Origin of the sequence: Brevibacillus sp. HB1.2, from assembly GCF_013332495.1 — a bacterium.
Taxonomy (GTDB): Bacteria; Bacillota; Bacilli; order Brevibacillales; family Brevibacillaceae; genus Brevibacillus; species Brevibacillus porteri.
In genome coordinates, this window is record NZ_JABMIU010000005.1 from 146,354 (window position 1) to 160,735 (window position 14,382).

Here is a 14,382-nt window from a genome sequence, read left to right on the forward strand (position 1 = left end):
AGAGACGGTTCTCCCGCCTCTTCTCTTTTATTTGTGTAACCCAGTTGACTCGGTTTTTCTACCATTTCGTTTCCGTTTTGTGTTCAATGATTGGCAATAATTTTGGTTCAATTGCTTTCATCATTTGTTTCAGTGAATGCTCGGAGATCGGTACTCCATCACCTTGAAGTTGTGCTCTAGACTGTGTTTCTGCAATCACATCAATTACTTGTTGTTTCGAGACATTTTTAGATGCTGCAATCTCCACAACAGTTTTACCTTTTGCTAATTCTTGTTTTAATTCTGTCGGGCTTATTTTTAGTAAAGCAAACAGTTTTTCATCGTTTAAAAAGTTATCAGCACTATAATCAGGCTTACCATTTAAAGAGAATAGGCCTTCTACTTTAATGTTTGAAGGTTTTGGACCTGTAGGAATACCTACGATCTTAGTAACACTAATGGTATTGTCCTGAACAAAGACCTGGTAGATCGGTTCTTCGAACATCTCATTGGTGTAATTCAACATCCATGTTTTTTGATTTGGATTCTCCATTTGCTCTATAGCAATCTCGTACTGTTCGACGTTGCCATACATTTTATCAATAAGATCATTCACTTTCGCCTTGATTTCCTGATCGGTTAAAGTAATGAGTGACTTCTCCTTTGGCTCCCAATTCTCTTGAATCACGTGTTCGATCTCACCCGTACTACCGTTTGTATGGAGGGTAATCTTTTTGCCGGTTCCTCCTTTTTCCTGTAGTACAATGCTTGTTTGGTTCACGTTGATTACATTTTTCCCTTTGGATACATCACCTTGAACGTTGCTTGCATCGATAATCTCAAACGATTTTGTTTCAGGAAATGCGAGATACAGCTTCTCAAGCGTTGATTTGCCAACCTCATCCACCTTGACTTGTTCAGTAGTCATCGGTGTTCTTGTAGGCATGTCAATCACGGCAGAAGCCGCAAATGCTGCAGCTGGAATCAAAATCGCAGTAGCAACCATTCCACCAATGAATCGTTTTTTCATAGTTAATTCGCTCCTTTTTTGTTGTAAATAATGAGAATAGGATTGTTCTATTTGTTCTCTGAATAAGCAGCTTACACACTATATTGCCTCTTTAGCGGAAAAAGGTTCGGTTCATATCTTATTTTTTTGCATCGTGAGCAGACCCCATGCCCATCAAGCGAAGGAATTTGTCTATCATTTTGTAGGAAGGAGAATACGAATGATTAGCATTAAGAATTTAAAATCCACAAAAAAAATAGCATTAGCTACTATTGGTTTTATAACAATTGCAGGATTTGCTTTTTACTATATAGGCGACTTGAAAAAACAGAGTTTTCTTTATTCCAGTGATTCAGATTATAGAATCGTTTCTGGTGAAGCAATGTTTACCGAGACATTCACTGACGTGGAGGGTCTAGCTGAAAATGCAGATATCATAGCCGAAGCTGAAGTTATTTCTCAAGAAAATAACCCTAATTATGAAAGACTAGATGTATATACAGTCTCTGAATTAAGAGTAACGAAAGTCTATAAAGGTGATGTAGAGATAGATGATACAGTATCTGTACTGGAAACTGGAGGGGAATTCGATGAAAGAGAGGCGGCCAAATATTTCGCAGGAAAGCCAGGATCTAAATTAGTGAATGATGATAATGGTGAACCCAGAATGACATCGGTAGGGATTGAAGGAAGTATTCCTATGAAAGAAGGAAATAAATATTTTGTTTTCTTAACAGAAGATAAAGATGACGTCTATAACATAGTAGGGTCAGTTCAAGGAAAAATAAAGATTAATGACGAGGAAACCCTTGTATCCCAAGTTTCATTGGAAGTAATAGAACATGGTAATAAACATAATAATCTTTTTTTCCTGCAAGAAAATTATTCAGGAGAAAATATCTCTGAGCTTAGAAACGAAGTTGAACAACTCATTGCATCCTCTCCTAATTAGCTCCCCAAAGTCTTTCTCAACAGCAAGATCATTACGAAGTAGACAGAAAAAGGAGATAACGGATAATTACAAAAGAAACGGGGAGCTAAGTGCTCCCTATTTTCGTTGTAATGACATAGTGGAGGTTTCCTCAGTGACATACTATTCCTTTTTCGTCTTTGTGCTTTTCCTGCTAATCACTAAAGTGTATAACTATATCGAGAGTATACTTAGCCCACTAGATTTCGCCTTAGTTGTCGGTATGGGAGTTTTTATGCTATTACTAAAAGGGTGCGAATGGTTATCTGTCGTATTGGAAAAGTTTTGTATCAAGTTCAAAATAAAAGTATGGCAATTGTATGTAGTCACTATTATTTTGTATTTCTTATTTTAGCTGCTTACGCATAGTATCCACCCGTTTCTGTTCAGGGGACGGGTTTTTCCATGTTCAGTATTTTTTCGCCTATGTAACGTGAACCAAACTCAGCATTCTCGTGAATATACAGTAGAGCAAAAACGAAGGGAGGGAATTGCTGTGGATGAGTGGGAGTTGATTGCCAAATGCCAAGAGGACGAGCCAGAAGCCTTTGAACAATTGGTCAAGCCTTATCTGGCGATGGCATACCGGACAGCGTATTTGATCATTCATGACAAGCATCTGGCGCAGGACGCCGTTCAGGAAGGGCTCATCGAAGCGTATCAGCACATAGACCGACTCGATAAAAAACGGGGCATGGTCTTTCGCAATTGGCTATACCGGATCATTACGTTTCGGGCTCTGAATCTGGTACGCAAGCAGAAGCCCGTGGTGGAATACGAAGAGATGATCCCGGAAGAAGCGACAACACCGTTGGACAACGTGATCCAGCGGGAGGAGCAGCGGCAAATATGGCAGGCGATTCGCAGCATGAAGGCGGAGCATCGCGCGGTCATTATTCTTTACTATTACGAGGGCTTCAGCGTGTCGGAGATCGCCAAAATTACGGGTTCCTTCGAGGGGACAGTCAAATCGCGCATGCATAAGGCGAGGAAGCTGATTGCACAGCAATTGGACAAGAGTTGCATTCCATCTGATTTTTTGCGGGAAGGGGCAATGACTCATGACTAACGAGGAACGGCAAATCCAAGAGACGCTTAGGAAAGTAGCGGGAGTTGTCGAGACGCCGAATTTTCACATGCCATGCAAGAATCACGTAGTGCAAGTGAGAAGACGCTCAGTTTTCCGAAGCAAAAAATGGACATCCATCGGCATCGCTTCCGCAGTCGTAGTCGCTCTGCTCACAAGCATGCAAGTGTCCCCAACATTTGCGGCCTATGTCAAATCGATCTTTGCTCAAGACGGATTCGATGAAGGAGTGCAACAGGCGGCGAGACAAGGCTTCTCTGAAACATCGAATCTTTCTGTTACGGATCAGGGGATTACCTTGGAGGTAAAGGAAATCATTGCTGATCCGGTGCAGGTAATGGTTGCTTTAATGATTAAGCAGTCGGATGGCAAGCCGTTGCTCCCTAATCCGTCAGCGACAAACGCAGAATCCACTGCCGTTGAATTGCTGGATGCCAAAGGGGAGGTCATGACTGACAAGTGGGGAACTACCTTTGAAGAAAATGTGGGAGTCGTCCGGTTTATCCTCGGGGAAAAAGAACAAGAGCCCCTTCCGAAGACGTTGTCGATACATTTTGATGAAATCGGTGATAGAAAAGGAAACTGGAAGCTGCAAGTTCCGATCACGATGGCAAAAACAACAGCGGCAACCACTGTGTTGCCTGTCAATCAAACGCAAATGACGAAGCATGGATTAAAGATGACCCTGCACCAGATCGTCCACACACCAACGGCCACCCGAATTGAGCTGGAAACACAATGGACAGAGGCGGCCAAAAAACAATTGGAACAAGAAGCAAAACAGCTAACCGGAAAGACGACGAACCCCGATTACGCTCCATTTCTTCCGTATCAGCAATATGGGCTGGGATATTACTACGAGGGAGCAGATGGTAGCAAGGGGAAGGAAAGAATCATCTATAATTCTTATTCCATGGATCGCTATGGGCATTTCCGTTGGATCAATGACGACGATCCGTTGCCAAAAGGCAAAGCAGCGACACTCGTCATAAATAGCCTCCATAAGGCAATCCCGTACGATATGAGTGTCACCTTCCATCCGGATGAATTGAACAAGAAGCCAGTGATCCAACAAGTGGGAGAAGATATCTTTACGTTGAAAAGCATCAAGCTGGCAAAAGATGATGATTCGGAAAAACAGCAAATGGAAATGGAGATCGAGATACAATCCAGAGATATTACGAGGATTTATTTGCCTTGGTGGGTACTTCAAGATGGGCAGGGGACAACCTACCGGGCTAAAATGGGTCATCAATCCAAGGGACCCGTTGATCAGTCAGGACGCGAGCGAGCGACGTACAAAATTCGGCTGGAGGACAGCAGTCATTGGGAAGGAGGAGAAATAACCAAGCTCCCGGAGAAGCTCACCCTACGACTGGATGCTGTTCAGAAAAAATATCCGCTAGAGTGGAGAATTCCAGTTACCAATCAATAAAGAAGAAAACCGCCCCGGTACAAGGGCGGTTTTTCTACGTTATTTCGCGACCAACTGCGGCTCTTTCTGCCCAAGTCGGATCGTCGCTTCGCTCGGAATCCACATGCCTGTGTTCTCGTCACGTCCTTGCAGGACAACCGTAGGTTTTGCTTTGCCCATCTGTTCGGCACCTTTGGTAATTTGCTGCCCAATTTTGCCGCCCTTGACGCGGTTGACGACGAGCACGAGTTGCACGCTGTCGAGTTCAGTCATCATCTCGAAATCCCCATTGCTATCGCCTGCGATGAAGATAGGGCCATGATCATACTTTTTCACCAATACATCCTGGATTACTTCCGTCTTGCCGTGGGCTACCGTGATCGGGTAGTCAGGCTGGTACACATTCGTAATCCGTCCGTTTTCTGTTTTCAGACGCATGCCGATGATGTTCTCCGCTGGGAGATTGTAGCCGTATTTCGGGAGAGTGGCAAAGACACGAACGACATCTTCCAAGGAGGCACTCACGACATACACATCGATGCCATTGGCACGCAGCGTGTTCATCAGGTTTGCGACTTCGGAAGTGAGGCGCAGGCCCGTTGTATGAGAGGCTTTCACCACGCCTGCTTTGCCTGCCAACGATTTCGGGCTCGTCCAGGTTACTTTTTGAATCGACATACCGAGGCTGAGATCATTGGATGCTTCCGCCAACTGTTGTACTTCTTCCACTTTCATGTTCGTGAAGAGGTAGAGCACCCACGGATAGCCAATCGAGTTGCTGTGTGTATCGTTGATTGCTTCATACAAGAAAAACAGCTTAGCTTTGAAATCTGCGAACTGCTCTGTTGCTGTCACTTCTTCCAGCGACTTTGTTCCTTTAAGACCTTGATAATTTTGATATAAGTACGTGTAGTCGGCTACGAGATCAGTCGCGATGGCATCGAGTGTGACAGGCTTGCCGTCAACATTTTTATACGAATCGGAAAACGGTCCCTCTGGTACATTCGTGCGGATGACCTTCCCGAATTCTTCTGGTGTGAGCTTGTAAGCCAAATGGTTGATCTGATAGACAAACAGAGCTTCTTCGGTGTCATGCATGATACTCGTATTGTCCCAGTCAAAAACGACATACGGCTTTTTCTTGGCATTGTAGGTAGCGCTCTTGACGCCGTTTTTCTCAATCAATTCATGGACGGCTTGATAAGTCGCAGGTGCCCATTTCCCCTTGTCGAGCATCTGCACGTTGGTGTCCTTGGCCAAAGCTGGCATTTGCATCGCGAGTAGAGCGACGATCATCAGCATGGTCAGCCACCACGTTTTGGGTTGTACTTTTCTGTGTGACATTGTTGTCATCCCCTTTTTCTTTTTCTCGATCCCCAAATGAAAACGTTATCATTTCTTTCAAAAGAAAAAGGTCTTCCCCACGCCTTTTGCAAAGCGCGGGTAGAAGACCTCATTGTCTTAAGCGTTTTCATTTGTATTCTAATCATACTAAATCTTACAGCAAAAGCAAGAAGATTCCGATAAACTTGATAAGGGCAGGACTAACGATCTAATCTAGCGAAGACAGAAGAGTTTGCAAGAAAAAAGTGGATATAATCTAACCATAGATAGATGAGAAGGATGATGCGGCGTGACATTGATAGAATCCAGCAAAGGCATTTTGATGAATTGCTTGGCATTACAGGCGAATGAGACATTTTTGGTGGTGGCCGACGAGCGGAAGCGGGACATCGGTGAGGCGCTCTGGGAAGCGGGTAAACAGCTCGGGGCAGAAGCGATGCTGATGGTCATGAAGGAGCGGGAAAAGTCCGGTCAAGAACCTCCTGCGGCTGTTGCAGCGGCGATGAAGAGCGCAGATGTGGTGGTATGTGTGACCCAGCACTCTTTGACTCATACAAAAGCACGAAAAGAAGCAGCAGCAAATGGTACAAGACTGGCTACCATGCCAGCTATTACGGAAGACATGTTCCTTGCGGGAGCGATTTCCGCTGACTATACACAAGTAAAGGCACTCACCGAGCGCGTGACCGAAATGCTGACGCGGGCAAGTACCGTGCGGATCGAAAAAGCGGGCAAGTCACTGACGTTTTCCATCGCAGATCGCAATGGGGTGCCGAGTACGGGCATGTACGTCAATCCTGGAGAATCGGGCAATCTTCCTTCCGGAGAAGCGTATATCGCCCCATTGGAAGGGACAGCAGAGGGACAAATCCTTGTCGATGGCTCCATCGCCGGTATCGGAAAAATTGATTCGCCTCTGCTATTGACGGTCCAAAATGGTCGGATCACAGAGGCAGAAGGAACGGCGGGTGAACGCCTCCTGCAAATGCTTGGGGACCAAGACGGGCGGATGCTGGGTGAATTCGGAATCGGAACGAATGATAAGGCGCGTATCACGGGAGTTGTGTTAGAGGACGAGAAGGTGTACGGAACGATTCATGTAGCCTTTGGTAGCAACAACACGTTTGGCGGGACACTTGTTGCAGGGGTACATATTGATCTGGTTGTCAAAGAGCCGGATGTGTATTTGGACGATAAATGTATCATGAAGAGCGGAAAACTATTGACAACATAGGACAAACTAGATGGATAGGAAGGATGAATCCCAATAGTAAATGTTGTAATATGGGAGAAATCCTAGAGGTGGATGTGGTGTGATGGCAATGTTTGAAAAAATATTTGCGATTATAACAATAGGTAACCTGATTTTGGCTGCCGTTCTTATTTTCATGGAGAGGCGAAACATCGCGGCAACCTGGGCCTGGTTGATGGTTCTGCTGTTTTTGCCGGGCATCGGGTTTATCGTTTACCTGATTTTTGGACATAAGCTAAGCAAGAAAAAGCTGTATCGGCTCAAGGAAGGGGAATTTTCTCATTTTCGAGCTGCGGTCGATAGACAAAAGCAGTTGCTTGCCCATGGTGAACTACAGGTGAACGACCCTGAGATGGAGAGACACCGCGACATGATTTTCATGAACGTGGTAAGTGATGGAGCGTACTATACGCAGGATAATACCATTCAGGTTTTTAAGGAAGGCCATAGTCTGTTCAACCTCATGTTCAAACAGATGGAGGAAGCTCGCGAGCATATACATTTGCTGTACTATATTTTGAATGACGATGATCTAGGGAAACAGCTCATTCAACTGTTGACGAAGAAGGCTAAGGAGGGCGTCGAGGTTCGATTGCTTTATGATGCGGTAGGTTCCTCTGGTGTCTCCTCCCGGTTCCTGCGCCCATTGGTAGAGGCGGGGGGACAAGTCGCCTCCTTTTTCCCGGCGAAGATTCCGTTCCTTAATTTTCGGGTTAACTTCAGGAATCATCGTAAACTGACGATTATTGATGGAAAGATTGGCTATATCGGAGGCTTCAACATTGGGGATGAATACCTGGGTAAGGATAAGAAGCTGGGGTATTGGCGTGACACCCATTTGCTGATAGAGGGAAGAGCGGTGTACATGCTGCAAGCACGCTTTTTCCTGGACTGGAATTTGTCCGCTCCGAAAAGAATGCATGAGTCACTGGCGTATTTTCCGGAGATTCATGAGTCCGAGGGTACGATTGGCGTTCAGATCGTATCGAGCGGGCCAAACTCGGAAAAAGAGCAAATTAAGCATGCATTTTTGAAGATGATCTACAAGGCACGGAAAAAGATTTACTTGCAGACGCCGTATTTCGTTCCCGATGAAGGTATGCTAACCGCACTAAAAATGGCGGCAATGTCCGGGGTAGATGTACGGGTGATGGTCCCAGGAAAGCCAGATCATTTGTTGGTATTCTGGGCGACTCACTCTTATCTCGGTGATTTGTTAAAGAGCGGTGTTCGCTGCTACCTCTACGAAAAAGGTTTCATGCACGCCAAAACAATCGTGGTTGATACCCAGTTGTCATCTGTGGGAACAGCCAATGTTGATATTCGTAGCTTCAAGCTGAATTTCGAGACGAATGCGTTTATGTACGATTCGAAGATGGCAGAGGAGCTGGAGGAATTGTTTGTCTCCGATCTGGCTGATTGCCGGGAGATGACACTGGGAGAGTATGTAAACCGACCACTGCGTTTACGCTTGCTGGAATCGTTGACGCGGCTGTTGTCTCCGCTTTTATAAAAGCTGTACGAGAAAGTACAAGAGGACCTGTTAACCTACGTGAGCAATCACGGAGTTGGCAGGTCCTTTTATTTTCGTTAAGAAGCTTATGCCGTACCGAATGTGATACCCATCTCCGTCAAGTATTGACGGTAAGCGATGCTCGCACGGTCGCATTTTAAGGATAGCTCTACTTGTAAATCAAGTGGCAGGTCCTCAGGCTTTTGATTTTCCACGATCGGTTTATCTTGAGCGAAGATGAGGTTTTGGAAGCTAATGATTTCCTCATCGGAAAGGTTCGTCTCATAATTAAAAGAAAGTACGCCATAAGCTACGCTTCGCGCTTCATCCAGCGGCATCACAGTAAGCAAAATAGACATCAGATTGCCGTTTTCCGCATCGCGTTTCGTGAATTTTACCGTGAGCGGACGGAGGATTTCGTACGTGTAATAGACGTGCTTCGCTTGACCAGTACCGTCCGGGTCAGGCTGAAAAATCTTGATCTCATCTGTGCGAATAACACCGTTCTCGTCGCGGTGAACGCGGTAATCCCCGATTTCCATATGCGTTTCGACACCCAAATAACCCTCATGAACGACAGCCAAGTGGCCTACATCCAAAAAGTTCTCTACGACGCGTGGAGGCTTGGCCATCACGGTTTGTGGCCCCCAGATGACATTTCGAAAACGATGATCCTCAAATTCCGGCAGGGCAAAAAACTCAGGAGATTGGTTGGCGAGATTCACCCACACGAATCCATATCGCTCTGTACAGCCGTATAAAATAGCACGCGCTTTGCCGGGTATCGCTTGTTCGGCAGGCAACTGAGGGATTTTTACACAGGCGCCGGATGCTTCATATTCCCATCCATGATACGGACAGACCAGCTTTCCATCTCGGACACAGCCCAGAGACAGGGCAGCGCCTCTGTGAATACAGAGGTCTTTAAACGCATGGATTCCTTCTTCGTTGCGGAAGAGGACGACCCGCTCGCCCATAATGGTGACCTGGATGGGGCGGTCTTGCACATCCACCGAACGACAGGCGACGATCCACTCATTACGCAGCACGGTATCTTGCACGATCATTGATGAGACACTCCCTTTGTCGATACTTCGGTTATTCACTCATTGTAGCGGGAGAGTAGAAGGGAAGTCAACAGAAAACACGAACATTATAAAGCGATACTACCTATTTATTACGTGAATAATTGCCTAAAAACGGATTTATCCGGTATAATCCCACTTATATCGTTCGTAATTAGCTAAACTACCACTAGGGAGGCCTTTTGAAAGTGGAACAACATCGAGAAAGCAATCAGCTTGTTGTGGGCGTCGATGACAAAATCAGTGTGGGCAAGGCGTTTTTACTTGGTTTGCAGCATGTGTTAGCTATGGACTTGTACATTGCTCCTATTATTATTGCTGGGCTGCTGACCATGGACGCTTCAAGCACTTCTTTCTTTATTCAAATGTGTTTTCTTGCGACGGGTATCGGGACGTTGATCCAGACTGGATTTGGATTGCGTTTGCCTGTCGTGCAAGGCCCTTCCTATGTACCCATCGGTGCACTGGCTGCGATCGGCAGTAAGCTGGGGATGGGTGCGATGATTGGCAGCATGATTCCCGGAGCGCTGTTTGTGGCCCTGATGGGGTATCCATTGAAGTGGTTTGCCAAAGCGGTTCGCAAGTTTATTCCACCGCTAGTCGGCGGGACGGTGATCATCATCGTAGGCATTGCTTTGATGCCAACAGGGATGGGAAACATTTATCACTCCCCGGGAAATATTTGGACCAACATTTTGATTGCCGCCGTTTCTGCTGGTGTGCTTGTCATCTGTATGTTGCTTGGCACAAGAGCAAAGGTTGCGGGTGCGTTTTTTAGACTGGTATCTGTCCTGATTGCGATTTTCGTCGGAACGGTAACCGCTGCTTTTTTTGGAACGGTAGATTTTAGTCCGGTTGGACAAGCACCGTGGCTGTCCATGCCGAAGCTGTTTCCGTATGGGGCTCCTGTATTTGATCTCAGTGCTGTTTTGACGATGCTTTTTGTTTATATGATTATCATGATTGAAACAACAGGGACTTGGTTCGTCGTCTCTACGGTAACGAACAGTGAATTGACGGAGGAGAGACTGAATCGCGGTGCTGTCGGTGAAGGCTTGGGGTGCTTTGTCGGGGCATTGTTCGGAGGTACACCTACGACTGGCTATTCCTCCAATGCAGGGTTGATTGCGGTGACAGGAGTAGGAAGCCGGATGGCGATTATGGCCGGAGGATTGATCTTGATTGCCCTTGGGCTGGTGCCGAAGCTGTCGGCGGCGATTACTTGTATACCGGAGCCAGTCATCAACGGGATTTTTGGGATCGTGTGTGTAGCGATTGTGGCGAATGGGATCAAAGTCATTCAAAACATTACGATTGATGATCGGACAATGATGGTGATTGGTTTGCCAATTCTGCTGACAATGGCGGTAACGGTCCTGCCAAAAGATGCACTCGCAGGAGTACCAGATTTCGTGAACTACATTTTATCGTCAGGCATTACAGTAGGGGCATTGGCAACCGTGCTTTTGAATCTGCTCATTCCAGAGGGAAAAAAGAACAGAGGGAAGGTTCCACAGCAACAGCCTGTTAGCAATTGATAAAAAACAGCCCGCGAAGCTGAGCTTCCGGGCTGTTTTTGCATGGTTATTTTTTCGTTCCGGTCAAATACTGCACAGCTTCATCCAGCTGCTTTTCAATCAGAATGGCGTCGTATCCTAGCCATCTGTCCACGTCGACAACATAAACATGGTTATTTTTGACGGCAGGCAAATTTTTCCACAGACTGCTTTGCTCGATTTCTTTTAGATATTGGGTGGCATCTTCCCCTGGGAACAGCATCAGGAAAATATGGTCGGCCGTATATTCTGGCAAAAGCTCCATCGACAGGTCATTTGACCAGAACAGTGGGTCTTTTTCAATCTCGGTCTTGATGAGTGCAGGTGGCGTCAACTGTAGATCGTTGTACAAAACATGCCCCATATTACGAGCGCCGTACATTTTGATTGTTTTCGCACGGACGTTCATAGCTGCCACGGTTTCGTTTTTTCCGACCTTGGCTTGTACGAGCTTGCGAGCTTCTTCCACCTTTGCTTTGTACTTTTCTTCCCAAGCCTTGCCTTCTTTCTCCATGCCTAGTGCTTCTGCTACCTTCTGTACATGACCAAAGACATCGTATTGATCAAAATCGATTGCAACAACGGGGGCGATTTTTGTCAGCTTCTCATATACTTGTTGTTCGTCATCGGAGCCTGTCAGGATCAAGTCAGGCTGCAATTCAAGGATTTTCTCCAGATTGTAAGCATCATAATCTCCCACGACTTCGATGCCACTGACCAACGGAGCCATGTCCGCACCTTCCATATGTCCCTTCAATGCTCCGATTGGCTTCACACCTAGAGCAAGCATAGAGCCCACATATTGCAGGGCTACGACACGTTTTGGCTTCAAGGGAATGGTGGATTCGCCTTTCGCATGCTTCAATACGCGTGTTTCGCTATCTTTGTTCTCTTGTGCAGGTGCCGATGGATTGGTGCTGGCTGTCTGACCGCATGCCGTGAGCAAGAGCAAGGAAAGCATCATGAATCCGGGCAGCCAAGCTTGTATGCGTAATCGTTTCATCGTAAATCCTCCATGAATGAAAATGATTCTCATTAACAAAGTTCATCTTACCCTGAATGTACTCTTTTCATCCATGGAGAATGTTCCGTATTTCTTTGGACAATGTGGTGGTGTTAGAATGGGTCAAAATTCGGACGGCCTCTTCCAGCTGGATTTCGAGGGAGAGGGGATCATACGAAAACCAAATCGGGTTGAGAATGACCACTTGCCCTTTTTGTACAGCAGGAATTCGTTGCCACACATCCTGTCTCATTAACTCTTTGAAGTGTGCCCGTGAGAGATCATCATCAAAAATATGAACGAACAGCCAATCTGCTGCGTACTGGCTTAATTGATCCTCGTTGATTGTAGTCGCCCAAAAATTGGGGTTGCGTGTCAACTCTTCTTGAATGATTCTGGGTGGCGTCAGCTTCAAGGATTTGTATAGTACATGCCCGATATTTCTGGCACCGTATGCAAATAGGCTCTGTGGGCGCACATTGAGGATCAAGAAAGTTTCTTCCTTTTGGATATGAGCGTCGATGCATCGCTTCGCCTTCAAAACCTTCTGTTCATGCTGCCTGAGCCACATGTGTGCCTGATCTTTCATGCCAAGCACATCGGCCAGTATGTTCAAATGACCAAATACATCATGCGCAAGCCACGGAAGTGCAAGAGTAGGTGCAATCTTGGAGAAAGTAGCGCAATCTCCTGTCGATTCGGTCAAAATAAACGTCGGTTGCAATGGTTCGATCAAGTCTGGCGTGTTCTCGGGCAGGCTGACAATCTCATCTGCCTCTTTCATCCGCAATTGCTCGCGTAAATAAGTGACCTGCTCTTCGGGAGCGCCAACTGGTCTGATTCCCAGTGCCAATAAATACTCGGCATAGTGGAAGGTGACGGGCGCCATTTGCTTCTGATTCATGCGGACAAAGACAGTTGGCGACACGCCTATCTGCTGTTTGAAGCGTCTGCTGAAGTAAAACTCATCGGCATAACCGACCAGGCGTGCTACTTCGCGCAATCGTTTATTCGATTCGCGAAGTAGCGTCTTCGCATGCTCCATCCGGCAGCTCGTCAAATATTCGATCGGGCTTTTTCCGACCTTTTTCTTGAAGACTTCGGAGTAATACCGAGGGGTAAGGCCAGCTCGATTCGCCAAATCGTCTAAGGTAATTGGCTCCGCATAATTTGTATGAATGTAAGAAAGAGTCTGATCGACAACGTTTGATGTTTCTATGGTAGCCTGTCGTTCTGCATGGCTCCAAATCAGGTGCAGCAATTGCTGAAAGCGAATTTGATTTTGAAAAGCTTCCAACGGATCATTGGTTTGTCGATGGGCAAACAGCGTGAGGGCAAGCTCCGTGCCGTGATCGACCTGGTGAAATAAACATGAGCTGCGGTCCAGATGCCAGGAAAGGCTCGGGCTGTACGCGTTGGTGACCTGATCTGACTGTTGCAGGGCATCAAAATAAAATACGAGGAAACGGAGTGGATCATCTGTATCAGCGCGTACTTGCCTCGCAGATTCTCGAGAAAGAACCAGCACACTTCCATCTAATAGAGTGGCTTGATCCAACTCGTTCAGCATCCGGCCCGATCCTTTTGTCACGATGAGCACGGCATGGGTAGATCCGCCGGAAAACGCCCATGCTTCTGTCGGTGACAAGGTGACCTGCTGTATGTCTTGAAGTAGAAACAAGGGAGTGGGCATTAGCACTGCATTTCCTATCATGATACCAATTCGAAGGACTCGGTTACGACGATGCTTCCCTTGACAGATTGGACCATCGGGCAGTTTTTGCTCGCGGCTTCAATGGCTTTTTGCACTTTTTCTTCTTTCATATTTTCACCCGTAATGATGAAGTGGAGGTGAATTTTTTCAACCCGATTTGCCTCTGCCTCATTTCGCTGCACATCTGCTGTTACTTTCATGTCCGTGCACGGCATTCTCATTTTGTCCAATACTTTTCGCAAAACACCGCCACTGCAAACAGCGATGGAAGAGACCAAGAGCTGGTAGGGGCGAAAGCCATACTGTTCATCACCAGATACGTGCAGCTCACCGTAGGACAGTTGTGTGACAAAGCCATTTTCTTTCGCTTGAAATTCCATGCGTAACCCTCCCTTGAAATGGTTTTTCTTCATTATAAGGAAAAAGGCTCCTGTGCGACAGTAATCTATCGGTACA

At 46.3% G+C, this 14,382-nt stretch carries 12 protein-coding genes; 6 read left to right on the forward strand and 6 right to left on the reverse strand.

The window, feature by feature from the left end:
• Positions 1 to 58: 58 nt before the first annotated feature.
• Positions 59 to 1,009, reverse strand: coding sequence for a hypothetical protein (locus HPY28_RS14580; protein ID WP_174230816.1), 951 nt, complete (start codon positions 1,007 to 1,009; stop codon positions 59 to 61).
• Positions 1,010 to 1,208: 199 nt separating this feature from the next.
• Between HPY28_RS14580 and HPY28_RS14585 the strand changes: the two genes are divergently transcribed.
• The 3 genes from HPY28_RS14585 (at position 1,209) to HPY28_RS14595 (ending at position 4,480) form a co-directional block, all read left to right on the forward strand.
• Positions 1,209 to 1,940, forward strand: a complete 732-nt coding sequence (locus HPY28_RS14585) for a hypothetical protein (RefSeq protein WP_174230817.1) — start codon at positions 1,209 to 1,211, stop codon at positions 1,938 to 1,940.
• A gap of 514 nt (positions 1,941 to 2,454) precedes the next feature.
• Entirely contained in the window at positions 2,455 to 3,027 is a 573-nt protein-coding gene (locus tag HPY28_RS14590; protein ID WP_017252499.1) for an RNA polymerase sigma factor, read from the forward strand.
• Complete coding sequence (locus HPY28_RS14595) at positions 3,020 to 4,480, forward strand: DUF4179 domain-containing protein (protein WP_174230818.1); 1,461 nt, start codon at positions 3,020 to 3,022, stop codon at positions 4,478 to 4,480. Before HPY28_RS14590 ends, HPY28_RS14595 begins: the two co-directional genes overlap by 8 nt.
• Before the next feature lie 39 nt (positions 4,481 to 4,519).
• Here HPY28_RS14595 and HPY28_RS14600 read toward each other — a convergent pair whose 3' ends face one another.
• Positions 4,520 to 5,803 carry a haloacid dehalogenase-like hydrolase gene (locus HPY28_RS14600; RefSeq protein WP_174230819.1) on the reverse strand — a complete coding sequence of 428 codons (1,284 nt, stop codon included), beginning with the start codon at positions 5,801 to 5,803 and terminating at the stop codon, positions 4,520 to 4,522.
• A gap of 289 nt (positions 5,804 to 6,092) precedes the next feature.
• On the opposite strand from HPY28_RS14600, the gene HPY28_RS14605 reads away from it, so the two are divergent.
• Both HPY28_RS14605 and cls read left to right on the forward strand, forming a co-directional pair.
• Complete coding sequence (locus HPY28_RS14605; RefSeq protein ID WP_174225262.1) at positions 6,093 to 7,037, forward strand: aminopeptidase; 945 nt, start codon at positions 6,093 to 6,095, stop codon at positions 7,035 to 7,037.
• An 82-nt stretch (positions 7,038 to 7,119) separates the two neighbouring features.
• Complete coding sequence (gene cls / locus HPY28_RS14610; protein WP_173623272.1) at positions 7,120 to 8,568, forward strand: cardiolipin synthase; 1,449 nt, start codon at positions 7,120 to 7,122, stop codon at positions 8,566 to 8,568.
• An 86-nt stretch (positions 8,569 to 8,654) separates the two neighbouring features.
• Here the strand turns inward: cls and HPY28_RS14615 are convergent, their stop codons facing one another.
• Positions 8,655 to 9,635 carry an aromatic ring-hydroxylating oxygenase subunit alpha gene (locus HPY28_RS14615; protein WP_173623273.1) on the reverse strand — a complete coding sequence of 327 codons (981 nt, stop codon included), beginning with the start codon at positions 9,633 to 9,635 and terminating at the stop codon, positions 8,655 to 8,657.
• 206 nt (positions 9,636 to 9,841) lie between these two features.
• Here HPY28_RS14615 and HPY28_RS14620 point away from each other — a divergent pair, with 206 nt between their 5' ends.
• Positions 9,842 to 11,191, forward strand: coding sequence for a uracil-xanthine permease family protein (locus tag HPY28_RS14620; protein ID WP_174230820.1), 1,350 nt, complete (start codon positions 9,842 to 9,844; stop codon positions 11,189 to 11,191).
• Positions 11,192 to 11,237: 46 nt separating this feature from the next.
• Here HPY28_RS14620 and HPY28_RS14625 read toward each other — a convergent pair whose 3' ends face one another.
• The 3 genes from HPY28_RS14625 to HPY28_RS14635 all read right to left on the reverse strand — a co-directional run bounded on the left by HPY28_RS14625 (position 11,238) and on the right by HPY28_RS14635 (position 14,306).
• Entirely contained in the window at positions 11,238 to 12,212 is a 975-nt protein-coding gene (locus HPY28_RS14625; RefSeq protein WP_173623275.1) for an ABC transporter substrate-binding protein, read from the reverse strand.
• Between the two features lie 67 nt (positions 12,213 to 12,279).
• On the reverse strand, positions 12,280 to 13,905 hold the full coding sequence (locus tag HPY28_RS14630) for a helix-turn-helix domain-containing protein (protein WP_254613125.1): 1,626 nt from the start codon (positions 13,903 to 13,905) through the stop codon (positions 12,280 to 12,282).
• A 17-nt stretch (positions 13,906 to 13,922) separates the two neighbouring features.
• Positions 13,923 to 14,306, reverse strand: coding sequence for an OsmC family protein (locus tag HPY28_RS14635; RefSeq protein ID WP_007720051.1), 384 nt, complete (start codon positions 14,304 to 14,306; stop codon positions 13,923 to 13,925).
• Between the last annotated feature and the right edge of the window lie 76 nt (positions 14,307 to 14,382).

Excerpts from the sequence above, each read along its gene's own strand:
- HPY28_RS14615 (WP_173623273.1), bottom strand. The coding sequence starts at position 9,635 with ATGATCGTGCAAGATACCGTGCTGCGTAATGAGTGGATCGTCGCCTGT.
- HPY28_RS14580 (WP_174230816.1), bottom strand. The coding sequence starts at position 1,009 with ATGAAAAAACGATTCATTGGTGGAATGGTTGCTACTGCGATTTTGATT.
- HPY28_RS14630 (WP_254613125.1), bottom strand. The coding sequence starts at position 13,905 with ATGCCCACTCCCTTGTTTCTACTTCAAGACATACAGCAGGTCACCTTG.
- HPY28_RS14635 (WP_007720051.1), bottom strand. The coding sequence starts at position 14,306 with ATGGAATTTCAAGCGAAAGAAAATGGCTTTGTCACACAACTGTCCTAC.
- cls (WP_173623272.1), top strand. The coding sequence starts at position 7,120 with ATGGCAATGTTTGAAAAAATATTTGCGATTATAACAATAGGTAACCTG.
- HPY28_RS14595 (WP_174230818.1), top strand. The coding sequence starts at position 3,020 with ATGACTAACGAGGAACGGCAAATCCAAGAGACGCTTAGGAAAGTAGCG.
- HPY28_RS14600 (WP_174230819.1), bottom strand. The coding sequence starts at position 5,803 with ATGTCACACAGAAAAGTACAACCCAAAACGTGGTGGCTGACCATGCTG.
- HPY28_RS14625 (WP_173623275.1), bottom strand. The coding sequence starts at position 12,212 with ATGAAACGATTACGCATACAAGCTTGGCTGCCCGGATTCATGATGCTT.
- HPY28_RS14585 (WP_174230817.1), top strand. The coding sequence starts at position 1,209 with ATGATTAGCATTAAGAATTTAAAATCCACAAAAAAAATAGCATTAGCT.